General features: G+C 72.8%; 17 protein-coding genes. 15 read left to right on the top strand and 2 right to left on the bottom strand.

The window, feature by feature from the left end:
• The 7 genes from AB0J72_RS38765 to AB0J72_RS38735 form a co-directional block, all read left to right on the top strand.
• The coding region (locus AB0J72_RS38765; RefSeq protein ID WP_363408272.1) for a class I adenylate-forming enzyme family protein at positions 1-1,591 on the top strand (1,591 nt) is incomplete at its 5' end.
• A complete protein-coding gene (locus tag AB0J72_RS38760) occupies positions 1,588-4,560 on the top strand; it encodes an amino acid adenylation domain-containing protein (RefSeq protein ID WP_363408269.1) in 2,973 nt (990 codons plus the stop codon). The genes AB0J72_RS38765 and AB0J72_RS38760, both read left to right, overlap by 4 nt.
• A complete protein-coding gene (locus AB0J72_RS38755; protein ID WP_360562819.1) occupies positions 4,557-4,745 on the top strand; it encodes an MbtH family NRPS accessory protein in 189 nt (62 codons plus the stop codon). The genes AB0J72_RS38760 and AB0J72_RS38755 overlap by 4 nt, the downstream gene beginning before the upstream one ends.
• Positions 4,742-5,131, top strand: coding sequence for a hypothetical protein (locus AB0J72_RS38750; RefSeq protein WP_363408266.1), 390 nt, complete (start codon positions 4,742-4,744; stop codon positions 5,129-5,131). Before AB0J72_RS38755 ends, AB0J72_RS38750 begins: the two co-directional genes overlap by 4 nt.
• A complete protein-coding gene (locus tag AB0J72_RS38745; RefSeq protein ID WP_363408263.1) occupies positions 5,124-6,485 on the top strand; it encodes a condensation domain-containing protein in 1,362 nt (453 codons plus the stop codon). Before AB0J72_RS38750 ends, AB0J72_RS38745 begins: the two co-directional genes overlap by 8 nt.
• Positions 6,482-8,362 (top strand): N,N-dimethylformamidase beta subunit family domain-containing protein, encoded by a 1,881-nt coding sequence (locus AB0J72_RS38740; protein ID WP_363408260.1) that lies wholly within the window; start codon positions 6,482-6,484, stop codon positions 8,360-8,362. The genes AB0J72_RS38745 and AB0J72_RS38740 overlap by 4 nt, the downstream gene beginning before the upstream one ends.
• 1,548 nt (positions 8,363-9,910) lie before the next feature.
• A complete protein-coding gene (locus AB0J72_RS38735; RefSeq protein WP_363408257.1) occupies positions 9,911-11,515 on the top strand; it encodes a PucR family transcriptional regulator in 1,605 nt (534 codons plus the stop codon).
• Between the two features lies 1 nt (position 11,516).
• On the opposite strand, the gene AB0J72_RS38730 is transcribed toward AB0J72_RS38735, so the two are convergent.
• Positions 11,517-12,521 (bottom strand): hypothetical protein, encoded by a 1,005-nt coding sequence (locus tag AB0J72_RS38730; RefSeq protein ID WP_363408254.1) that lies wholly within the window; start codon positions 12,519-12,521, stop codon positions 11,517-11,519.
• A gap of 53 nt (positions 12,522-12,574) precedes the next feature.
• Between AB0J72_RS38730 and AB0J72_RS38725 the strand changes: the two genes are divergently transcribed.
• The 7 genes from AB0J72_RS38725 to AB0J72_RS38695 all read left to right on the top strand — a co-directional run bounded on the left by AB0J72_RS38725 (position 12,575) and on the right by AB0J72_RS38695 (position 21,085).
• Positions 12,575-13,843 (top strand): aspartate aminotransferase family protein, encoded by a 1,269-nt coding sequence (locus AB0J72_RS38725; protein WP_363408251.1) that lies wholly within the window; start codon positions 12,575-12,577, stop codon positions 13,841-13,843.
• 443 nt (positions 13,844-14,286) lie between these two features.
• Positions 14,287-15,198 (top strand): MurR/RpiR family transcriptional regulator, encoded by a 912-nt coding sequence (locus AB0J72_RS38720; protein ID WP_363408293.1) that lies wholly within the window; start codon positions 14,287-14,289, stop codon positions 15,196-15,198.
• Between the two features lie 76 nt (positions 15,199-15,274).
• On the top strand, positions 15,275-16,027 hold the full coding sequence (locus AB0J72_RS38715) for an SIS domain-containing protein (RefSeq protein WP_360562804.1): 753 nt from the start codon (positions 15,275-15,277) through the stop codon (positions 16,025-16,027).
• Positions 16,028-16,048: 21 nt separating this feature from the next.
• On the top strand, positions 16,049-17,494 hold the full coding sequence (ngcE, locus tag AB0J72_RS38710; RefSeq protein ID WP_363408248.1) for an N-acetylglucosamine/diacetylchitobiose ABC transporter substrate-binding protein: 1,446 nt from the start codon (positions 16,049-16,051) through the stop codon (positions 17,492-17,494).
• A gap of 13 nt (positions 17,495-17,507) precedes the next feature.
• On the top strand, positions 17,508-18,416 hold the full coding sequence (locus AB0J72_RS38705; protein WP_363408245.1) for a sugar ABC transporter permease: 909 nt from the start codon (positions 17,508-17,510) through the stop codon (positions 18,414-18,416).
• A gap of 155 nt (positions 18,417-18,571) precedes the next feature.
• Positions 18,572-19,345 (top strand): carbohydrate ABC transporter permease, encoded by a 774-nt coding sequence (locus tag AB0J72_RS38700; protein WP_363408290.1) that lies wholly within the window; start codon positions 18,572-18,574, stop codon positions 19,343-19,345.
• Positions 19,346-19,429: 84 nt separating this feature from the next.
• Entirely contained in the window at positions 19,430-21,085 is a 1,656-nt protein-coding gene (locus AB0J72_RS38695; protein WP_363408287.1) for a bifunctional 3'-5' exonuclease/DNA polymerase, read from the top strand.
• A 24-nt stretch (positions 21,086-21,109) separates the two neighbouring features.
• Here the strand turns inward: AB0J72_RS38695 and AB0J72_RS38690 are convergent, their stop codons facing one another.
• Positions 21,110-21,613, bottom strand: coding sequence for an NUDIX domain-containing protein (locus tag AB0J72_RS38690; protein WP_363408242.1), 504 nt, complete (start codon positions 21,611-21,613; stop codon positions 21,110-21,112).
• Here AB0J72_RS38690 and AB0J72_RS38685 point away from each other — a divergent pair.
• Positions 21,612-22,271 (top strand): NTP transferase domain-containing protein, encoded by a 660-nt coding sequence (locus AB0J72_RS38685; protein WP_363408239.1) that lies wholly within the window; start codon positions 21,612-21,614, stop codon positions 22,269-22,271. The genes AB0J72_RS38690 and AB0J72_RS38685 overlap by 2 nt on opposite strands.
• Positions 22,272-22,282: the final 11 nt, after the last annotated feature.

Below are 22,282 nucleotides of genomic sequence, written 5' to 3'. Positions count from 1 at the left end.
GCCGGCCGTGCCCGTGCAGCGGACGGGTGGGCGGGCGCCGGCGGTGCCGGCCACGCTGGTGGAGCTGCTCGCGCACCGGGCCACCACCGAGCCGGACCGGGTCGCGCTGGTCGCCGGGGACGAGCAGGTCAGGTTCGGCGAGTGGCACGCCCGCGCCGGGGCGGTCGCCGCCGGGCTCCGCGACCGCGGCCTCGCGCCCGGCGACCGGGTCGCGCTGCACTACGGCACCGGCGGCTGGCACGAGTACGCCGTCGCGTTCACCGGCGTCCTGCGCGCCGGGCTGGTCGCCGTGCCGATGTCGGACCGGCTCGCCCCCGCCGAGGTCCGCCACGTGCTCACCCACAGCGGCGCCCGCGCGGTCCTGCACCCCGCCGGCGCGGCTGCGCACCCCGACGGCGTCTGGGCCGCGACCCTGGCCGACCTCGGCGGCGGGACCTTCGACGGGCCGCCGCCCTCGCCGCGGGACCTGGCGCAGATCCTCTACACGTCGGGCACCACGGGCGTGCCGAAGGGCGTCGGCGCCAGCCACGCCAACCTCGCCCACGGCTGCACCCTCGACCCGCGCCGCCGCCCGCTCGCGCACTCCGCGCACTTCCTGCACGCGTTCCCCGTCGGCAGCAACGCCGGCCAGACGATGCTCGTCAACGCGCTCAACGCCCGCGCCGCCGCCCTCACCGCCGGCACCTTCACCCCCGGCCGCTTCGCGAAGCTCATCGAGCGTCACGCCGTCGGCACCGTGTTCCTCGTCCCCGCCATGGCGATCGAGCTGCTGCACGCCGGCGTGCACAAGACGCACGACCTGTCCACGGTGCGGCTCATCGGCTCCACCGCCGCCGCCCTGCCACCGGCGGTCGCCCTGGAGCTCACCGCCGCGTTCCCGGGCGCGACGATCGTGAACTACTACACCTCGACCGAGGCCGCCCCGGCGCAGACGTCGATGGTGTTCGACCCCGAACGACCCGGCGCGCTCGGCCGGCCGACCGTCGCCGCCGACCTGATGATCGCCGGGCCGGACCGGCGGCCGCTGCCGGTGGGGGAGGTCGGCGACGTGTGGCTGCGCTCGCCGGTCGCCGCCCGCTCGTACTACGGCGACGGCGCGGCCACGGCGGAGGTCTTCCACGGCCGGTGGGTCCGGATGGGCGACGTCGGCCGGCTCGACGACGAGGGCTACCTGTACCTCGTCGACCGCGACCGCGACGTCATCAAGTCCGGCGCGCACAAGGTGTCGACGCTGCAGATCGAGCACGCCCTGCACGAGCATCCCCTGGTCCGGGAGGCCGCCGCGTTCGGCGTGCCGCACCCGGTCCTCGGCGCCGCCGTCGCGGCCGCCGTCGTCACCGACGGCCCGCTCACCGCGCCGCAGCTGCGCACGTTCCTGCTCGAACGGCTCGCCGGGCACGAGATCCCCGGCCGCGTGCTGTTCCTGGACCGGCTGCCCCGCAACGACAACGGCAAGATCCTCAAGCGCTCGCTCCGCGAGCTCCTCGAGCCTTCCGCTGCTCCCTCTCCTCCCGCTTCTCCCTCTCTTTCTTCTCCTCCCTCTCCTCCCTCACCTTCCGAGCTTCCCGACGACGACAGGGCGGGCCGATGACCACCGTGACCACCGTGACCGCCGCAGCCGCGTTGACGCCCGCCCAGCACGGCGTGTGGGTCACCGAGCAGACCCTGCCCGCCGGGCCCGCCTACCACCTCGCGGTGACGCTCCGGTTCACCGGCGCCCTCGACGTCGACCGGCTCGGCGCCGCCGTCGCCGCGGTCGTGGCCCGCCACCCGGTGCTCGCCGGCGCCGTCGACGAGGACCTCGTCGCGCTGGCGCCGGGCAGCGCCGAGGTCACCCTCGTGGTCCGGTCCGGCGGCGCCGCGGACGTGGCAGACCTCGTCGCGGCGCCCTTCGACCTGCGCCGCGGGCCGCTGTCCCGGTTCACGCTGCTGCGCACCGCGCCCGGCGAGCACCTGCTGTGCGTGGTCGCGCACCACCTCGTCTTCGACGGCACCTCCAAGCAGGTCCTCGTCGCCGACCTCGCCACCGCGTACAACGGCGGCACCCTGCCCACCGCGGACACGCACGCAGCTTCGTCCATCGTGGACACCGCCGGCGCGGCCGCGTTCTGGGCCACGCGATGGCAGGAGCCGCTCCCGCCGCAGCTGCCCGGCCTCCGGCACCCCGCGCCCGGCGCCGAGGCCGTCGCGGTCCCGTTCACCGTCGGCACGGTCGCCCTCGCCGAGACCGCCGCCAACCTCGGGATCACCCACTTCGAGCTGCTCCTCGCCGCCTGGCACGCGCTGCTGCGCCGGTACGGCAACGGCACCGTCACCACCGCCCTCGAACTGTCCACCGCGGACCGGGCGGTGCCGCGGATCGGCCTGCACGTCAACGAGCTGCCCGTCAGCACCACGCCGGACCCCGCGCAGCCGTTCGCCGCGTTCGCCCGGGCGCTGCGGACCCGGCTGCGGGAGCTGTACCCGCACCGCGCCGTCCCGCTCAGCCACGCCGTCCGGCTCACCCCGCGCGCGGCGCTCGCCCCGCTGACGGTCAGCTACCGGCGGCGGGCCGAACCGCCCACCTTCGACGGCGTCGACACCACCGTCGACTGGCTGGTGTTCCCCGGCGCCGTGCGCGGCACCGCCAACCTCCAGTTCGTCGAGGGCCCCACGGTCGTGGAGGGCAGCCTGCACCTCGTCGCGGGGTCGTTCGCCGCCGAACAGGTCGCGACGGAGTTCCAGGCGTTGCTCGCGGCCGCCGTCGCCGCCCCCGAGACCCCTGTCGCCGACCTGGCCCTGCCGTCCACGGTGGACGTGTCGACGGTCGGACCCGCGCCGCGGGACACCGTGGTGGACAGGTTCCTCGCCCGGGCCGCCGCCGACCCCGCCGCCGAGGCCGTCGTGTGCGGGGACCGGCGGATCGGCTACGGGCGGCTCGCCGCCGCCGCCAATGGCCTCGCGGACCGCCTGCGGCGGCAGGGGATCGGGCCGGGGTCCCTCGTCGGGATCGCCCTGCCGCGCACCGCGGAGCTGCTCGTCGCGGTCCTCGGCGTCCTGGAGACCGGCGCCGCGTACCTGCCGCTCGACCCGGACTACCCGGCGGAGCGGATCGCGTTCATCCGCGACGACGCCGGCGCCGCCCTCGTCCTGACCCCGGCCGACGTGACACTGTCCGGCGACACCCCGCCAGCGGTCCCCGCCGCGGGCGGCGTGGCATCGTCCGGTACCCCGCTTGCCGTCCCGGCCGCGGACGACGTCGCCTACGTCATCTACACCTCGGGGTCGACGGGGAAGCCCAAGGGTGTCGCCGTCCCGCACGGGGCGCTCACCAACCTCGTCGACTCGATGCGCGACCACCTCGGCTCCGGCGCCGGCGACACCTGGCTCGGCCTCACGTCGCTGTCGTTCGACATCTCCACCGTCGAGCTGCTGCTGCCCCTGACCGTCGGCGCCCGGATCGTCCTCGTGCCGCCGGACCGGCACCGCGACGCCGCCACCCAGCTGCGGCTCGCCGAACGCCACGGCGTCACCCACGTGCAGGCCACCCCGTCCGGCTGGCGACTGCTGCTCGAGGCCGGGCTGTCCCGCGGCGACCTGGTCGCCGTCACCGGCGGCGAGGCCCTGCCGGCGGACCTCGCGGACCAGCTCGCCCCACTGGTGCGGCGGCTCGTCAACGCGTACGGGCCGACCGAGACCACCGTGTGGTCCGCCCTCGCCGACATCACGCCCGGCGCCCCCGTCACCATCGGCGGGCCCGTCACCAACACCACCCTCCACGTGCTCGACGACGCGCTGCGGCCCCTCCCCGACGGCATCGCCGGGGAGCTGTGGATCGGCGGGGTCGGCGTCGCTCACGGGTACCGCGGCCGGGGCGGCCTGACCGCGGACCGGTTCCGCCCCGACCCGTTCGGCGCGCCCGGCGCCCGCATCTACGGCACCGGCGACCGGGTCCGGCGCGGCCCTTCCGGACTGGAGTTCCTCGGCCGGGTCGACAACCAGGTGAAGCTGCGCGGCCACCGGATCGAGCCCGGCGAGATCGAGGCCCGGCTCGCCACCCACCCCACGGTCGCGCAGGCCGCGGTGGTCCTCGCCGACCCGCACGGCCCGCGCGCCCGGCTCGTCGCCTACGTCGTGCCCGTGGGTGGAACCGTGGACCCGGTGGCGCTGCGCGAGCACGTGGCGCAGGCCCTGCCCGGCTACATGGTGCCGTCTGCCGTCGTCGAGCTGCCGGCCTTCCCGCTGACCCCGAACGGCAAGCTCGACCGGGCCGCCCTGCCCGCGCCCGCGGAACCTCCCGCGGCCGGTCCCGCCGTCGCCGCCGTGGCCGGGGGCTCCGGCGGTACCGGCGACGACACCACGGCGACGGTCACCGCCATCTGGCAGGAGGTGCTGCGCATCGACGACATCGGGCCCGACGAGGACCTGTTCGACCTCGGCGGGCACTCCCTCACCATCACCCAGATCGCGGTCCGCATCCGCAAGCGTCTCGGCGTCGACGTGCCGCTCGACGTCTTCTTCGACACCCCAACGATCGACGGCGTCGTCGCCGCGATCGCCGACCTGCGGGAGGCCAGATGACCGACTTCGCCGTCGTCGTCAACGACGAGGAGCAGCACTCGCTGTGGAACGCCGCCGAGGAGCCGCCGGCCGGCTGGCGGCGCACCGGGTTCACCGGCACCAGGGACGAGTGCGTCGCCCACATCGACGAGGTGTGGACCGACATCCGCCCGCTGAGCCTGCGGCAGCGACTGGCCGCCCGATGAGCGCGCCTTCGGTCGACGCGGCGCTCCGCGACCGGGTCGCGACGATGGTCAGCACCGCCACCGACGGCGAGGTCACCACCGAGGAGATCCTGACCGGCGGCGGGTCCCTCGCCGCGCTCGGCGTCGGCTCCCTCGCCGTGCTGCGGCTCGTCGACGCCCTCGACGACGAGCTCGGTGTCCAGCTCGACCTGGACGCGCCCGGCACGCACCTCGACGACTTCGACGACCTCGTACGCACCGTGCAGCAGCGGGCCGTCGCTGACGGCCTCGGGGGCTCCGCGCAGGGGCAGGCTGTCGCCGACGACCTCGGGCGGACCGTGCAGCAGCGGGCTGTCGCCGGCGACCTCGGGGGCGCCGTGCAGGGGCGGGCGGTTCGCGATGACTGAGCCGCTCACGCTGCACCGGCTGCCGTTCGCGGGCGGACGATCGGGCACTGGCCCGCTGACGTGGGGGCAGCGGGCCATCTGGAACGCGATCGGTCGCACGGTGCCCAACGACCACTACTTCAACCTGGACCGGATCGTCGACCTCGGCCCGCGGACCGTGCCGGTCGACGCCGCCCTCGGGGCCCTGGCCGCGCTCGTCGCCCGCCACGAGGCGCTGCGCACCCGGCTCGGCTCCACCGGCGGCCCGCCGGAGCAGGTGCTCGCCACGGCCGGCGTCCTCGACGTGTCCATGGTGGACGGCGGCGACGACCCGGCCGCCGCCGCGGCCCGCGCCCGGGACACGCTCGCCGGCACCGCCTTCGACTACCACGCCGAGTGGCCGGTGCGGGCCGCGCTCGTCACCCGCGGCGGCGCCGTCAGCCACCTGGTCCTGGTGCTGTGCCACCTCGCCACCGACGGCCACGGCGCCGAGGTCCTCGCCCGCGAGCTGCGGCTGCTCGCGCTGCGCGGCGACCGCGGCCTGCGCGCCCCCGAGACCAACCCCCTCGACCTGGCCGAGGAGCAGCAGTCGCCCGAGGGGCACCGCCGCGGCGCCGCCGCCCTGTCGTACTGGGCCGAACAGTTCGGCCGCATCCCCGCCACCATGTTCCCCACCACGGCGGCGCCGCCGCAGGCGCCCCGCTACTGGACCGGGCGGATCGTCTCCACCGCGCTGCCCGGCGCCGTCGACGCGCTCGCCGCGCAGCACGGCGTCAGCGGCTCCACCGTGCTGCTCACCGCCGCCGGGGCGCTCGCCGCGGCCGCCGGCGGGCACCCGACGACCGCCGTCATGCCGATCGTCGGCAACCGGTTCACCACCGGGCACCGCGACCTCGTCAGCACGCTGTCGCAGGACGGCCTGTTCGTCCTCGACGTCGACCGGCCCACGTTCGGCGCGCTGCTGCGCCCCGGCTGGCAGGCGGCCCTGCGCGGGTACCGCGCCGCCGCCTACGACCCCGCCGGGTGGGACGCGATGCTCGCCGACGCCGAAGCCGCCCGGGGCGAGCCGGTCCACCCGTACTGCTGCTTCAACGACATGCGGCTCGTCGACGGCCGGCCCCTGAGAACGGCAACCGACCTGAGGGCCCTGCAGCGCGACACCCGCTTCGACTTCCCCGCCACCCAGGAACGCGTCGCGTGCCGCTACTGCCTGCACGTCACGCTCGACGGGCAGGCGCTCGTCGTCACGCTCACGGCCGACACCGCGTACCTGCCGCCGGCCGCGATCGAGGCGCACCTGCGGGCGATCGAGGAGCTGCTGGTCCGCGCCGCCGGCTCCGACGTGCCGATGTCCACGCTGACGGGGCTGCTGTGACCGTCGCTGACGGGGCCGCGGTGGCCGTCTCGGCGTACGCACGGGCCACCTCGGTCGTGGCCGGGGCCGCGCTGACGTTCGTGCCGACCGGCGCCGCGACCGTCGTCGTCACCGACGCCGTCACCGGGCTCGTCATGTGCCGGGACACAGTGGACGGTCCGACGTGGACACTGCAGGTCCCCGTGTCGTGGCAGTCGTCGCTGTACCGCGCGACGTTCGCCGCTCCGGGCGCCCTGCCACGCATCAACGCCGCCGGCGACGACGAGGCCTGGTTCGTGGTGCGACCGGCAGCCGCCCGGGCGTCGATCCTGGTGTCCGTGCCGTTCTCGACGTGGCAGGCGTACAACCGCGCGGGCGTGCCGGGCGAAGGTCTCTACTACGCGGAGGAGCCGACCCGCGCGGCCGCCGTCAGCTTCGACCGCCCGGGCGGCGGGCCACCGCCGGAGCGCTGGGAGGAGCCGCTGCTGCGCTGGCTGCGGTCCGCGCGGTACGAGGTCGACTACTGCTCCAACCTGGACCTGCACCTCGACCCGGCGATCCTCGACGGCCACCGCACCCTCGTCGTCTGCGCCCACGACGAGTACTGGACCTGGGAGCAGCGCGACGCCGTCGAGGCCTTCGTCCGCCGTGGCGGCAACCTCGCCGTCTTCGGCGCCAACACGGCCTGGTGGCAGATGCGCCTGGAGGACGAGGGCCGCACCATGGTCTGCCACCGCGACGCCACCACCGACCCCATGTCTACAGTGGACTCAGGCCGGGTCACCGTCGAGTGGTCCAGCGCCCCGGTCAACCGCCCCGAGAACGCGATGACCGGCGTCAGCTTCCGCCGCGGCGCCGGCGCCTGGGGCGACGGCATGGCCGTCATCGGCCGGGAGGCGTTCACGGCCAGGTTCGCCGACCACTGGGTCTTCGACGGCACCGGCCTCAGCGACGGCGACAAGTTCGGCCAGGGCACCCTCGGCTACGAGACCGACGCCGCCGACATCGCCGACGTCGGCGGGGTGCCACGCGCCACCGGCCGCGACGGGACCCCGCCGTCGTTCGTCGTGCTCGCCACCGCCGACCTGCGCCACTGGCGCCGCTACGGCCAGGGCGGCGCCGCCACCATGGGCGTCTTCGACCTCGGCGCCGGCACGGTCTTCACGGCCGCCACCGTCAACTGGGGCAAGGGCCTCTCCGACCCCGTCGTCGACCGCATCACCCGCAACGTCCTGGATCGCTTCACCGCGACGGCCCCCGCCGGCTGGACCGTCATCGGCCCCCCGGCCGAGCTGCACGCTCTCACCGCCTGCGGCGGCGTCCTCTACGCCGTCAACGCCGACGGCGCCCTCCTCGCCCGCGAGGCCTGCGGCCAGAACCTGCCCTGGCACCGCATCGGCGACGCCCCCGACGTCCTGTGCCTGGCCTCCCCCCGCGAGGCCGCCGGCGGGATGCGCCAGGGCCTGTGGGCCCTCACCACCACCGGCCGCCTGATCTACCGCGACCCTGCCTTCGACGCCACGAAGTGGACCGACGTGACCGACGCACCCCGGGGCGCCCGCGGCCTCGCCCTGTGCGACGCCGGCCTCTTCGCCGCCGCCCACGGCGACACCCTCTGGTACCTGCCGGCCCTGGAACTGGAGACCGGCGCCTGGCGCCAGATCGGCACCGCGGGCGGCAGCGTCGCCCTGACCACCCTCGGCGGCCGCCTGTACGCCATCACCGGCGACGACCGGATCGCCGCCCGCCCGCCGGTACCCCGCCCGCACGCCTTCACCGACGTGTACGACGCCGGCGCCGCCCGCACCCTGACCGCCCACGCCGGCCGCCTCCTCACCGCCGGCCCCGGCACCCCCCTCCGCCACCGCCCCCTCCCAGCTATGCTGACCAGCACGTAGTCGCGTTGAGTCGGCACCCCATGACAACGCGTGTCCACGATTTGGTCGGCAGTGTTACGGTCTCGAAGAGCGGAACGCCCGGGCACCGACCCACCTCCGTGCCCGACACAAGTGAACCCCTGAACGCCAGCTGACCAGACCCCACCGCCCTCCGCCGCCGCCCCCCGCGCGCGCGTCCCCGCCGAGCACCGGCCTCGGCCCGCAGCGGCTCCGGCCCGCAATGGGTTCGACGGGATCGCGTCGTGGCTCGCAATGGGCGCGACGGGGAACGGCCGGGGCTCATTGGGCCTCTGATTGAGGACGGCGAGGCTCACTGGGTCTGGCCGGGTGGAGGACCGCGGGGCTCAGCGGGTCTGGCCGGGCCAGCCGGTCGCGGTCGGGGGACAGCCGGGCTCGCAGCGGGCCCGCTGGGGCGGCGACCTCGAGGGGCGCGGCGACCTCGTCCGGCCCTCGACGACCTCGTCCGGCCCGCCGCTCGACGGGGGACGGCGGTGGATGGCGGGAAACGGCGGGACTCTCGGCAGGTCCGGCGACGGGACGGCCGGGCCGCGGCAGGCACGAGGGAGATCCAGGCGTCCTCGCACCACGCCCCGGTAGGGGTGCGCGGCGGCCCGAGGGTGCGGCGGGCCTGACGGTGCGCGGCGGGCCCGCACAGGGCCGGTGGCTCGGCCTGCGACGCGGCGGGTGGGTTCGCAGAGCTGCTTCTGGCGAACTGGGAAGCCCATGTGCGGGCCGCCGGGGCGCACCGGGCGCATCGCCGGCGAAGGCTGGCTCGTGACGGTCGTCGAGGCTGGGGCGGGGCTGTGGGCGGCCGGACGAACGGGGGTAGCGGGCTCGCGCAGGGCTCAGGCTCGATGATTGCGGGGCTCGACGAGGACGCGGCGGGGGCTCGCGAAGGTTCGACGGATGCGGGCTCGATGACGGCACAGGTGGCTCGGGCGGGGACCGATCGGGGCGGGCGCTCGACGAGAGCGCAGTGGGCCTGGCGCAGGGTTCTTGGGGTCCGCGGGTTCGGCAAAGGCGCAGCGCGGTTCGCTCAGGGGTCACGGGGGTCTGCGGCTCGACGAGGCCGCGGCGGGCTCGCGCAAAGCCGACGGGGCCTGACGATGGCGCGGCGAGCTTGGGCAGGGCCGGTGGGTGCGACGGGGGCGGGGCTGGCGATGGCGCGTGGCGGGCTCGCGCGGGGGCGACGGGCCCGACGGGGGCTTGACGCGGGCATGCGGTGGGCTTGGGCAGGCCGGCGGTGCGATGGGGCGGGGCTTGGCGATGGCGTGTGGCGGGCTCGCGCGGGGGCGACGGGTTTGACGCGGGCACGCGGCGGACTTGGGCAGTGGCGATGGGGCGATGGGGGCGGGGGCCGGGAGGGCGCGGCAGTGGGCTAGGGCGGTGGCGATGAGGTGACGGCTCGACGAGGGCAGGGCCTGATGAGGGCGTGGCGGCCGGCTTGGGCGGTGGCGGTGGGGGGATGGCTCGACGAGGGCGGGGGCTGATGAGGGCGTGGCGGCGGGAGCGGGTCGGGGGTCGTCGGAAGTTGTAGCATCCGCGCTGATGTTCCCGTCCGTGCGTGAGGTGCTCGAGCTCGACCCGGTCCGTAACGGTGCGCCGCGGGTCGTGGCGGGGGAGCGTGGGCTGGATCAGGCGGTGCGGTGGGTGCACAGCTCCGAGGTGCCCGACATCGCGACGCTGCTGCGGGGTGGGGAGCTGATCCTCATCACCGGGATCGGGTTGCCGGTTGACGAGGCGGGGTTGCGGCGGTTCGTGGCCGAGATCGCCGACGTCGGGGCGTGCGGGCTGGCGGTGGAGATGGGGCGGCGGTTCGAGCGGCGGCTGCCGGCGGTGATGGTGCGGACCGCCGAGGAGCTCGGGTTGCCGCTGGTCGAGCTGCACCGGGGGACGCCGTTCGTGCTGATCACACAGGCAGTGCACGGGATGATCGTGGATGCGCAGCTGGCCGAGTTGCGGGCGACCGCCGAGATCCACCAGCGGTTCACGGATCTGTCGGTGGAGGGGGCGGCGCCGGCGGAGGTGGTGGCGCAGACCGCGGCGCTCGCGGGGGCTCCCGTCGTGCTGGAGAACCTGTCGCGGCAGGTCCTCGCGTACGACGCGGCGGGCGGGTCCGCGGAGCTGCTCCTGGCGAACTGGGAGGCGCACTCCCGGGCGGTGCAGCCGGCGGGGCGCACCGGGCACGACGCCGGCAAGGGCTGGCTCGTGACGGTCGTTGGGGCGCGCGGGCAGGACTGGGGGCGGCTGCTGATCCGGCTGCCGGTGGCCCGGGACCGGGACGTGACGCTGATCGAGCGGGCCGCGGCGACGCTTGCGCTGGCGCGGCTCACCAAGCGGGACAAGCACCAGGACGAGCACCGGGACGAGCACCAGGACGCGCTGGAGCACCAGGACGCGCTGGAGCGGCAGGCGCAGTCGGCGCTGCTCGTGGCGCTCGTGGGCCACACCGCCCCGGTGGCGGACGTGATCGTGCGGGCGAAGGCGCTGGGCGTACACCTGGAGCGACGGCAGCTCGTCGGGGTGGTGCTGCGCGGGTGCTCCGCCGGGGTGGCGGCGCGGGCGTTGCGGGACGCGTCGCTGGCCGGGCTCGCCGGGGCGCTCGACGGCGATCTCGTCGGGGTCCTGCTGGCGTTGCGGGCCGCCGGGGACGAGCCGGACGCGCTGCGGCGGCTCGCGGTGCGGGTGCGTGAGCTCGCCGGCGGCGCGGTGGTGGTCGCGGCGGGGGAGGGGGTCGCGACGCCCAAGGAGGCGCGCCGGTCGCTGCTGGAGGCGAGCCAGGTCGCGGTGTCGGTCCGGCGGCCGGCGGCCGGCCCGGAGGACGTCGTCCGCCTCGCCGACGTGGGCCTGCCGGGGCTGCTGCACATGCTGCGTGACGAGCCGCGGCTGCAGACGTTCGTGGAGCGGGAGCTCGGGCCGCTGCTCGCGCACGACGCGAGGAACCCGCGCGAGCAACTGCTGGGTGTGCTTCGGGTGTACCTGGAGCGCGGGCGCAACAAGTCGGCGGCGGCGGAGCACAGCCACCTGTCCCGGCCCGCGTTCTACGAGCGGCTGGCCCGCATCCGAAGGATCACCGGCGCGGACCTCGACGACGTGCAGGTGTGCCTGTCGCTGCACGTCGCGCTGCTGGCCCTGGACGCGCAGCGGGACTAGCTCACTGCATCGACAGGTGTACGTGGTTGTAGTGGTCGCCGGCGGGGGTGCCGTCGCCGCCGTACGACTTCCAGCCGCTGCTGGGCTGCCAGATGCGTTTGTACCAGATGACGTACTTGACGCCGAGGTTCTTCGCGTTGGCGACGCACCACGCGGCGAGCCGGTTGCCGTAGGCGAGGTCGTCGCCGGTCGCCCGGGCGTTGACGAACGTGCTCTTGTTGGCGGAGAAGTCGCACGCCTTGCCGAGCGGGTGGTCGCCGCCGCCACCGCTGCGGTAGCACGACGTGTAGTGCGTGAACCCGGCCAGCCTCGCCTCGTTGTAGGCGTTGAGCATCCGCGGGGAGATGCAGTTGCCGGTCGTCGGGTCCTTGAGGCTGCAGGTCTCCTTCGGATACGAACCGTCGGAGTTGCGCGCGACCGGCTTGGTGGTGACCGTGCCGCCCGTCGGCGCGCCGGTGGTCGCTCCGCCGCCGCCCGCCTTCTTCAGCGCGTCCTCGGCGGCCTTCTTGTTCGCCTCCATGACCTTCAGCTGGGCCTGCTGGTTGGCGACCGCCGCGGCGATGTCCGCCTTCTGCTGCTCCAGCTTCTTGCGGGTCTCGGCCAGTTCGTGCAGGGCCTTGTCGTCGCGGGAGATCATGTACTCGATCGTGGACATGTCGTGCAGCAGCTGGTCGGGGTTGTCGCTGCCGACCAGGACGTTGAACAGGCTGACCCGGCGGCCGCGGTACGCGGCGCTGGCGACCGACCCGGCCGACACCTCCAGCTCGCCGAGGCGGGCCTGGGTCTTGCCCAGTTCGGCCTCGATCGCCGCCTGGTCGGCGGTCGACTTGTCCAGGCGGCCCTTGGCGTCGTTGTACTCGCCGAGCGCCTTGTCGAGAGCCTGACGGACAGTGAGGTTGCTGCCGCCGTCCTCGCCGGGCTCGGCGGCCGCGGGGTCGGCGAACACGATCACCAGCATGCATGTGGTGACCAGGAACGTGAGGATCCGTCGCGGCGCCGTCAACATCGCCGGACAGCATATCGAAGCAGCGTGAAAACGCCAGCGCGAGAATGTGCGGTATGGATGACCTACTCCGCCGGCACCGGGGCGTCATGCCCTCGTGGATGCCGATCTACTACGCCGAACCGATCGAGCTCGTCACCGGTAAGGGCGCAAGAGTCACTGACAGTAATGGCCGGAGCTATCTCGACTTCTTCGGCGGGGTGCTCACCAACTCCCTCGGCTACGACGTGCCGGAGGTCCGCGAGGCGGTCGAGCGGCAGCTGCGGACCGGTATCGCGCACACGTCGACGCTGTACCTGATCCGTCAGCAGGTCGAGCTCGCCGAGAAGATCGCGCGGCTGTCGGGCATCCCCGACGCCCGGGTGTTCTTCACCAACTCCGGCACCGAGGCCAACGAGGCCGCCCTGCAGCTGGCCACCAACCGGCGGCAGAGCAACACGATCCTGGCCGTGCGCAACAGCTACCACGGCCGGACCGCGGCGACGATCGGCGTGACCGGCAACCGGGCCTGGTCCGCGTCGCCGCTCAGCCCGTTCAACGTCAGCTACCTGCACTCCGGCGACCGGCTGCGTGGCGTGCTGAAGGGGCTCTCCGACGAGGACTACCTGCGGGCCGCCGCCGAAGACCTGCGCGAGGTCCTCGCCACGACCACGGCCGGCCCGGTGGCGTGCCTGATCGCCGAGCCGATCCAGGGTGTCGGCGGCTTCACCAGCGGCCCCGACGGCCTGCTGCGGGTCTGGAAGGAGATCCTCGACGAGCACGGCATCCTGCTCGTCTCCGACGAGGTGCAGACCGGCTGGGGGCGCACCGGCGAGCACTTCTGGGGCTACCAGGCGCACGGCGTCACGCCGGACCTGCTGACGTTCGCCAAGGGCATCGGCAACGGCTTCGCCCTCGCCGGCGTGGTCGGCAGCGCCGCGGTGATGGAGTCGGTGCAGGGCATCTCGTTCTCCACGTTCGGCGGCAACCCGATCTCCACCGCCGCCGGCAACGCGGTGCTCGACTACATCCTCGACCACGACCTGCAGGCCAACGCCGCGCGCGTCGGCGGCATCCTGCTCGACGGGCTGCGGGCGGTGTCCTCGCCGGCCGTCGTCGAGGTCCGCGGCAAGGGTCTGATGCTCGGCGTGGAGCTCGTCGACGTCGCCACGACCAACGCGGTGTTCGAGGCGTGCAAGCGCGAAGGGCTGCTGGTCGGCAAGGGCGGCCTGTACGGCACGACGATCAGGATGGGCCCGCCGCTGAACCTGAGCGAGCAGGAAGCCCGCGAAGGGCTGGAAATTTTGACCAAGGTACTGACGGCGTATGGGAGCGCTTCCGGCTGAGCGCGCTCACAAGTGGGTGCAAAGGGCCGAACGGACCGAAAGGGTCTGTTCGGCCCTTCTTCATGAAAACCACCGATCACCGCGGCATCCCCGCTTGTAACAAAACGGGCTATATCTGCGGCTCACCCTGACGTTCACCCGGTCGCGTCTGGTCTTCTTGGTCGGGTCGGCCGGCGCTCGGCGGTCGGGGTGCCGCCACGTGTCGAACGGCTCTGAGCTGCACTTTTAGCTGTCTTTAAGATCCACTTCTTAGGTAACAGTTTGAAAACTTCACCCAACTCCTTGACAAGAAGGGCCCCTCAGTAAGAACTTTTACCACTAACAGTTAAGGAACTTTGCTGAAAGGGAACGACATGGCATCTCGCGAGGAGCTCACGACGGCGGTGCACACCGCTGTCAGTGCCTCGCCGGTGTCGTCGATCCCGGCGGGCGCACTGTCTGGGATGGATGGCTTCCCGGCCATCGTCACCGGCGACAGCGTCCTGGCGAAGGTCCGGGCGCAGCTGCCCGAGCTCACCGGTGCCCTGCAGCGGGTCGCCGAGCTGATCCTCGCCGACCCCGCCGCCGCGGCCCGCTCGACGATCGTCGAGCTCGCCGAGCGCAGCGGCACCTCACCGGCGACCGTGACCCGCTTCTGCCGGGCACTGGGTTTCGTCGGGTACGCCGAGCTGCGCCTCGCCATCGCCGGTGAGACCGGCCGCGCGTCGCGTACCGGCGGCTGGACGATGGACATCGGCCGCGAGATCCAGCCGACCGACCCCCTCGAGCGTGTCCTCGGCCAGATCATGGCGGCCGACACGCAGGCGATGCACGACACCGCCTCGCTGCTGGACCTCACCGAGGTCGAGCGCGCCGCGGAGGCCATCGCCCGGGCCGACCGGGTCGACATCTACGGCGCCAGCGGCAGTGCCCTCGTCGGTGGCGAGATGCAGTTCTGCCTGCACCGCATCGGCATCGCCGCGTGGGCGTGGACCGATGTGCACAACGGCCTGGCCAGCGCGGCGCTGCTGAAGTCCGGCGACGTGGCGCTGGGCGTCTCGCACAGCGGCCAGACCCGCGAGACCATCGAGATGATCGCCGAGGCGAGCAGCCGGGGCGCGACCACGATCGCGCTGACCAGCTTCCCGCGCTCGCCGCTCGCCGAGGTCGCCGACATCGTCATGCTCACCGCGACGCAGGCGACGACCTTCCGGCCCGATGCCCTTTCCGCCCGGCACCCCCAGCTGGTGGTGCTGGACCTGCTGTACATCGCGGTGGCGCAGCGCACGCACGAACGCGCGCACGCGGCCTTCAGTGTCACCGCGCAGGCGGTCGCCGGTCACCGGTCGGCCAGTGGAAAAGAGGCATCCGCATGAGCGAGCGAAGCGAGCGAATCATGTTGCAGGCCACCATTGAGCCTCATGGCGCCGGTGAGCGAAGCGAGGCGGCGGCATGAGCGTCACTGCCCATGGCTACGTGTCGGCGATCCAGACGGTCATCGACCGGATCGCCACCACCCAGGTCGGCAACGTCAGCCAGGCGGCCGACCACATCGTCACCGCGCTGCGCGCCGGTGGCCTCCTCCAGGCGTTCGGCACCGGGCACTCCGAGGCGGTGGCGGTGGACTTCGCCGGCCGCGCCGGCGGCCTCGTGCCGACGAACAAGATCCTCCTGCGGGACCTCGTCGTCTACGGCGGCCAGGACCCGCAGATCCTCGAGGACGAGAAGCTGGAACGCGATCCCCGGATCGCCGCCCAGCTGTACGAGATCGCCGCGCCGCGTCCCGAGGACGTGTTCGTGATGGCCTCACAGTCCGGGATCAACGGGGGGATCGTCGAGATGGCGCTGCTGATCAAGCAGCGTGGACACAAGTTGATCGCAATCACGTCGGTCGAGCACACCGAGCGGGTGTCCCCCAGGCACCCCTCGGGCAAGCGACTCGCCGATATCGCCGACGTCGTGCTGGACAACGGCGCGCCGTACGGTGACGCACTGCTGTCGCTGGAAAGCGGCGGCGCGGTCTGCCCGGTCTCTTCGGTCACCAACGCGCTCATGGCGCAGCTGGTGGTCGCCGAGGTCGTGCGACGCATCGAGGCTGCGGGCGAGGTGGCTCCCGTCTACCTGTCCGCAAACGTCCCCGGCGGGGACGAGCACAACCACACCCTCGAGTCGCGGTACGCCGGACGTGTCCGGCGCACCGCCTGACCCGAACCGAGGAGACAGATCATGTCCGTTACCCCCGAGTCCCCGTCGCAGCCAAACGCGCTCTCGCGGCGGACTGTCCTGCAGCGCGCCGCCGTTGCCGGCCTCGTCGCCACGCCCGCGGCGGGCTTCCTCGCCGCGTGCGCCGACAGCGGCAGCGACGACGAGCCGGGCACCAGCAACACCGGTGCCGTCAGCGCGACCAACCCGCTGGGTGCTCCCGAGGACCAGCCGATCAACGTCGTCATCTTCAACGGTGGCTACGGCGACAAGTACGCGACCGACGTGCACGAGCCGATGTACAAGAAGGCTCACCCGAAGTCCGAGGTCAAGCACCAGTCCAGCCAGGCGATCTCCACCCTGGTGCAGCCCCTCATCGCCGGTGGCAACGCGCCGGAGTTCGTGAACAACTCCGGTGAGAAGTCGCTGGACTTCGGTGCGCTCGTCGCCGACGGCCAGCTGCAGGACCTGACCGCGCTGTTCGACGCGCCGTCGGTCGACGACCCGACCAAGAAGGTCCGCGACACCCTGGTCCCCGGCACGGTGGACACGGGCTCGTTCAACGGCAAGCCGTACGTCCTGTACTACGTCTCGACCGTGTTCGGCATCTGGTACTCCGGCAAGCTCTTCGCGGACAACGGCTGGCAGCCGGCCAAGACGTGGGCCGAGTTCACCGCGCTGTGCGACAAGATCAAGGCCAAGGGCATCGCCCCCTACGCCTACGCCGGTGCCAACGCCGCGTACTACCAGTGGAACATCATCCTCACCAGCGCCGCGAAGATCGGTGGCGCGGACATCCTCAAGAACATCGACAACCTTGAGGACGGTGCCTGGAAGACCGACGCGGTCAAGCAGGCCGCCGAGGCGTGGGCCGAGATCGGCGCCAAGTACAACCTGCAGGGTGCCGAGGGTCTCAAGCACACCGACGTCCAGCTCAAGCAGAACCAGTACCAGCTGGGCATGTACCCGTCGGGTGACTGGCTCGAGAACGAGCAGAAGAAGGACACACCCGAGGGCTTCAAGTACCAGATGATGACCACCCCGAGCATCACCGGCTCGGACAAGCTCAAGTCGACGGCGCTGCGCGCGACCGCCGGCGAGGGCTACATGGTTCTGGCGAAGAGCAAGAACCCCAAGGGTGGCATGGAGTACATGCGCCAGATGCTGTCGAAGGCGGGCGGCAAGGGCTTCACCGAGGTCGTCAAGGCGCCTACGGTGGTTCTGGGCAGCACCGACGGCCTGACCTTCACCCCGGGCACCCAGTCGTCGCAGGACGCGCTGAAGGCGGCCGGCTCCGAGGTCTTCAACCTGTTCTTCGACGGCTGGTACAAGGACCTCGACAAGGAGGCCCGTACCGCCACCAACGAGCTGATGTTCGGTCGCATCAAGGCCGACCAGTTCGTCGAGCGTATCCAGAAGAAGGCCGACGAGATCAAGAAGGACTCGTCGATCACCAAGTTCAAGCGCTGATCGGAGCCTGATCATGCGGCATGGAAGAGTCCCCTTCATTCTGGGGTTTCTGGTTGCGCCGGTAACGCTCTACGGGTACTTCGTCCTGTGGCCGTACGTGCAGACGATCAATCTGTCGTTCTACCAGTGGCGCGGCTTCACCAAGAAGCGTTGGGTCGGGCTGGAGAACTACGATCGGATGCTGCACGCCGACCGTTTCTGGCAGGCGCTGGAGCACCACGCAGTCATCCTCGTCTTCCTGCCGCTGGCCACGATCGCATTCGCCCTGTTCTTTGCCTTCCTCCTCAACGTGGGGGGCAAAGGCAGGGGTGGCAAGACGTCGGGGGTCTGGGGGTCGAGCTTCTACCGGGTGGTGTTCTTCCTCCCCCAGGTCCTCGCCGTGCCGGTCATCGGTGTGCTCTTCGCGACGGTGTACCGGCCCAACGAGTCCGGCCTGATCAACGGTGTGTTGCTGAAGGCCGGTCTCGAGAAGCCGATCGGCTTCCTGATCGAGAAGAACCTGGCGCTGCCCGCGCTCATCGCGGTGCTGGTCTGGCAGGCGGTCGGCTTCTACGTGGTGCTCTTCTCCGCCGGTATGGCCAACATCCCGGCCGAGATCTACGAGGCCGCCGAGCTCGACGGCGCGTCCAAGGTGTCGCTGTTCTTCCGCGTCACGCTGCCGCTGCTCTGGGACACGATCCAGACCGCTTGGGTGTACCTCGGAATCCTGGCCTTCGACGCGTTCGCCATCGTGTCGGTGCTCGCCCAGGACAACGGTGGGCCCGACGGCGCGACCACCGTGCTCGGCCTGGAGATCTACAACAACATGCAGCAGAACCGCTACGGCGACGCTGCCACCTACGGTGTCGCGCTGTGCGTGCTGTCGCTGGTGTTCGCCGCGTTCACGCTGCGGCTCACCCGTCGTGAGTCCTACGAGTACTGAGAGGCCGAGACATGACCACAACCATCGGCCGCGACGCGCCGGGTCAGCGCAGCGGCGGGCACGGTGCCCGCGTGGTACCGAAGAGTGAGCGCCCGCGCAGCAAGCCCAACCTGGCCGGCGCCTTCGGTCACGTGTTCCTCGCCATCTGGGCCCTGATGATCATCATCCCGCTGGCCTGGGTGTTCCTGGCGTCGTTCAAGAACACGACGGAGATCTTCAGCGCACCGTGGACCGTCCCGGACCACCTGCGCTGGGAGAACTGGAGCCGGGCCTGGAGCAAGGCCCACGTCGGCCAGTACGTGCTCAACAGCGTCCTGGTCGTCACGCTCGCGACGTTCGGCACGATGCTGCTGAGCTCGATGGCCGCCTATGTACTGGCGCGCTACAGGTTCGTCGGCAACCGGGTCATCTACTTCCTGTTCGTGGCCGGCATCGCGTTCCCGCCGTTCCTCGCCGTCGTGCCGCTGTTCTTCCAGGTCAAGCAGCTCGGCCTGCTCAACACGTACACCGGCCTGATCATCGTGTACATCGCGTACTCGCTGCCGTTCACGATCTTCTTCCTGACCTCGTTCTTCCGGTCGCTGCCGAACTCGGTGGCCGAGGCGGCGACGATCGACGGCGCCTCGCACACCAGGCTGTTCTTCTCGGTCATGCTCCCCATGGCCAAGCCGGGCCTGATCAGCCTCACGATCTTCAACCTCATCGGTCAGTGGGGCCAGTTCCTGCTGCCCCTGGTGCTGATGGCCGGCGCGGAGGACAAGTGGGTGCTCACCCAGGGCATCCAGGACATCTCCACCGCCGCGGGCTATGAGGCCGACTGGTCGGGTCTGTTCGCCGCCCTGACGATCTCGATCCTTCCGATGATCGCGATGTACATGGTCTTCCAGCGGCAGATCCAGGCCGGTCTCACCGCCGGCGCAGTGAAGTAACCCACCAAAGGCACGCGCACCCCCGGCGGTTTCTCGAAAACTGTCGGGGGTGTGCGATGTAATGCGGTCGTGCTCGTCGCGGTGATGCCCTCAGGTGCCGGTGGTCTGATCAGACCGCTGGCCGACGACGGCACCCCGAGCGGCTCCGAGCGCCGCGTCGACGACCTCGCCACCGCGGTCGCCGCGATCGAGGCCCGCGACCGGCCCCGCTGGCTGTGGCCGTCGACCGCCGAGCTCTATCCGCGCCTCCTCGCCGCCGGCGTCCGCGTCGAGCGCTGCCACGACCTGGAGCTCGCCGAGGCCCTCCTGCTCGGCGCCGAGGGCCACTGGGGGCAGCCCCGCTCCCTCGCCGCCGCCCACGCCCGGCTCACCGGCGCCCCCGTGCCGCCCGATCCGCCCTCCCGCGCCGCCCTGCCGCCCGGTGAGGCGCAGGACTCGCTCTTCGACATCGCGGCGGACTCCGAGCTGCCGCTCGATGCGGTCCTCGGTGTCTTCTCCGCTCAGCGCGCCCGCGCGGCGGCGGCGCCGTCCATGGCCCCCGGCGGCGGCGCCATGCGCACCCTCGTCGCCGCCGAGTCCGCCGCCGCCCTCGTCGCCGCCGAGATGGGCGCCGCCGGCCTGCCGTGGCGCGCCGACGTGCACGACGCCCTGCTCCGCGAGCTGCTCGGCCCGCCCTCGCCGATCGAGGGGGCGCCACCGGCCCGCCTCGTCGAGCTCAACGCCCGGCTCAACGAGGCGTTCGGGGCCCGGGTCCACCCCGACTCCCCCGCCGAGGTCCTGCGCGCCTTCGCCCGCCAGGGCATCACGCTGCGCAACACGCGCCGCTGGGAGCTCCAGCACGTCGACCACCCCGCCGTGCCGATCCTGCTGGAATACAAGGAGCTGTACCGGCTGTGGGTCGCGCACGGCTGGTCCTGGCTCGACCAGTGGGTCAGCGGCGGCCGGTTCCGCGCCGAGTACATCCCCGGCGGCGTCGTCTCGGGCCGCTGGGCCACCCGCGGCGGCGGCGCCCTGCAGATCCCCAAGGTCGTGCGCAAGGCCGTCGTCGCCGACCCGGGCTGGACCTTCGTCGTCGCCGACGCCGGCCAGCTCGAGCCGCGCATCCTCGCCGCGGTCTCCGCCGACCACCGGCTCGCCCGTGCCGGCGCGGCCGGCGACCTCTACGCCGCGCTCGCCGCCGAGGCCTTCGACGGCGACCGCCCGAAGGCCAAGGTCGCGCTCCTCGGCGCCATGTACGGGCAGACCGGCGGCATGGCCGCACCCGCCCTCGCCGCCCTGCGCCGCTTCTACCCGACCGCCTGGGACCTCGTGGAGGAGGCCGCCCGCACCGGCGAGGCCGGCGGGCTGGTCCGCACCTGGCTCGGCCGCACCTGCCCGCCGTCGTCGGTCAGCTGGCGGGAGGGCTTCGACGAGCCCGGCCTGGAGGTCGACGCCCGCGGCGGGGCGAGGGGCCGGGCGCGCGGCAGGTTCACGCGCAACTTCGTCATCCAGGGCACCGCCGCGGAGTGGGCCCTGGTCGTGCTCGCCAGGCTCCGCACGCACCTCGCCGGCCTGGCCGCCGAGCTGGTCTTCTTCCAGCACGACGAGTTCATCGTGCACTGCCCCGCCGAGGAGGCGCCGGCGGTGGTGACGGCCGTCCACACCGCCGGCGACGAGGCCCGCCGCCTGCTCTTCGGCGACACCCAGGTCCGCTTCCCGCTCGACGTCGCCGTCGTCGACCGCTACTCCGACGCCAAGTAGCCACGACAGCGCCCGGCGCTGGGGTTACCAGTCGGCGGAGGCGAGGTAGCCGGCCATGGCGTCGGTGTGCGTGGGGAAGCACAGCTGCTGGGGGCCGACGCCGATCTCGAAGCCGAGGGACTCCTCGGTCGCCACGGAGGCGGGGATCGCGGACAGGGGGCGCGGGGGGAGCACGCCGAAGACGATGAGGTTGCCGCCGGCGGTGCTCTGGACGTCGAAGAGACGGACGTCGGCGGGGTCGGCCAGCAGCGTGGTCTCCTCGCGCAGCTCGCGGACCATGCCCTCCTGCCAGGTCTCGCCGAACTCGATGAAGCCGCCCGGCAGGGCCAGCTCGCCGCGCTTCGGCTCGATGTCGCGGCGGACGAGGACCAGGCCGCGACCCTCGTCGGTCTCGACCGGCAGGAGCGTGACCGCGACGGGCAGCGGGTTTCGCCAGGTCGTCTCGCCGCAGGAGGCGCAGACGCGGGGCCACGGCGCGTTCGACGCATAGGCGACGCCGCAATACGAGCAGTGATCGTGCAGGGCCATGAGCAAGGAGCGTACCGGCGGTATTAGGCTGCACCGAGGAGCACCCAGGAGCACTGAGGAGTCCCCGCTGAGCACGATCGTCGGACTGGTTCTCGCCGCAGGTGGCGGCCGCCGGTATGGCGGACCCAAGGCTCTCGTGCGCCACGACGACGGCCGTTTGCTGGTCGAGCGCGCCGTGGCGACCCTCCGCGAGGGCGGCTGCACGCGGATCGTGGTGGTCCTGGGCGCCGAGTCGGCGCGGGTCCGCGACGAGGCGCAGCTCGGTGACGCGCGGCTGGTGGACAACCCGGCCTGGAAGAGCGGCATGGGCTCGTCGCTGCGGGTGGGGCTGGCGGCGGTCGCCGACGCCGAGACGGAGGCCGACGCGGCCGCGGTCGCGGTGCTGCTGGTCGACACGCCCGGCATCGGGCCCGACGCCGTGGCCAGGCTGCTCGCCGCCGCGGACAGCGGGTCGAAGGCGCTGGTGACCGCGTCGTACCAGGGGAGACGCGGCCATCCGGTGATCCTCGGCCGGGACCACTGGGCCGGTGTGAGCACCCTCGCGACCGCTGACGTCGGCGCGCGCGCCTACCTGATCGCCCACGCCGACCTGGTCCAGGCCGTGCCGTGCGAGGACATCGCCGACGACACCGACCTCGACGTCCCGCCGGAGCAGTGACCGCCGGAGCA

The organism is Dactylosporangium sp. NPDC049742 (genome assembly GCF_040674675.1).
GTDB classification, from domain to species: Bacteria; Actinomycetota; Actinomycetes; order Mycobacteriales; family Micromonosporaceae; genus Dactylosporangium; species Dactylosporangium maewongense.
This window is presented reverse-complemented; position numbering and strand designations above follow the sequence as displayed.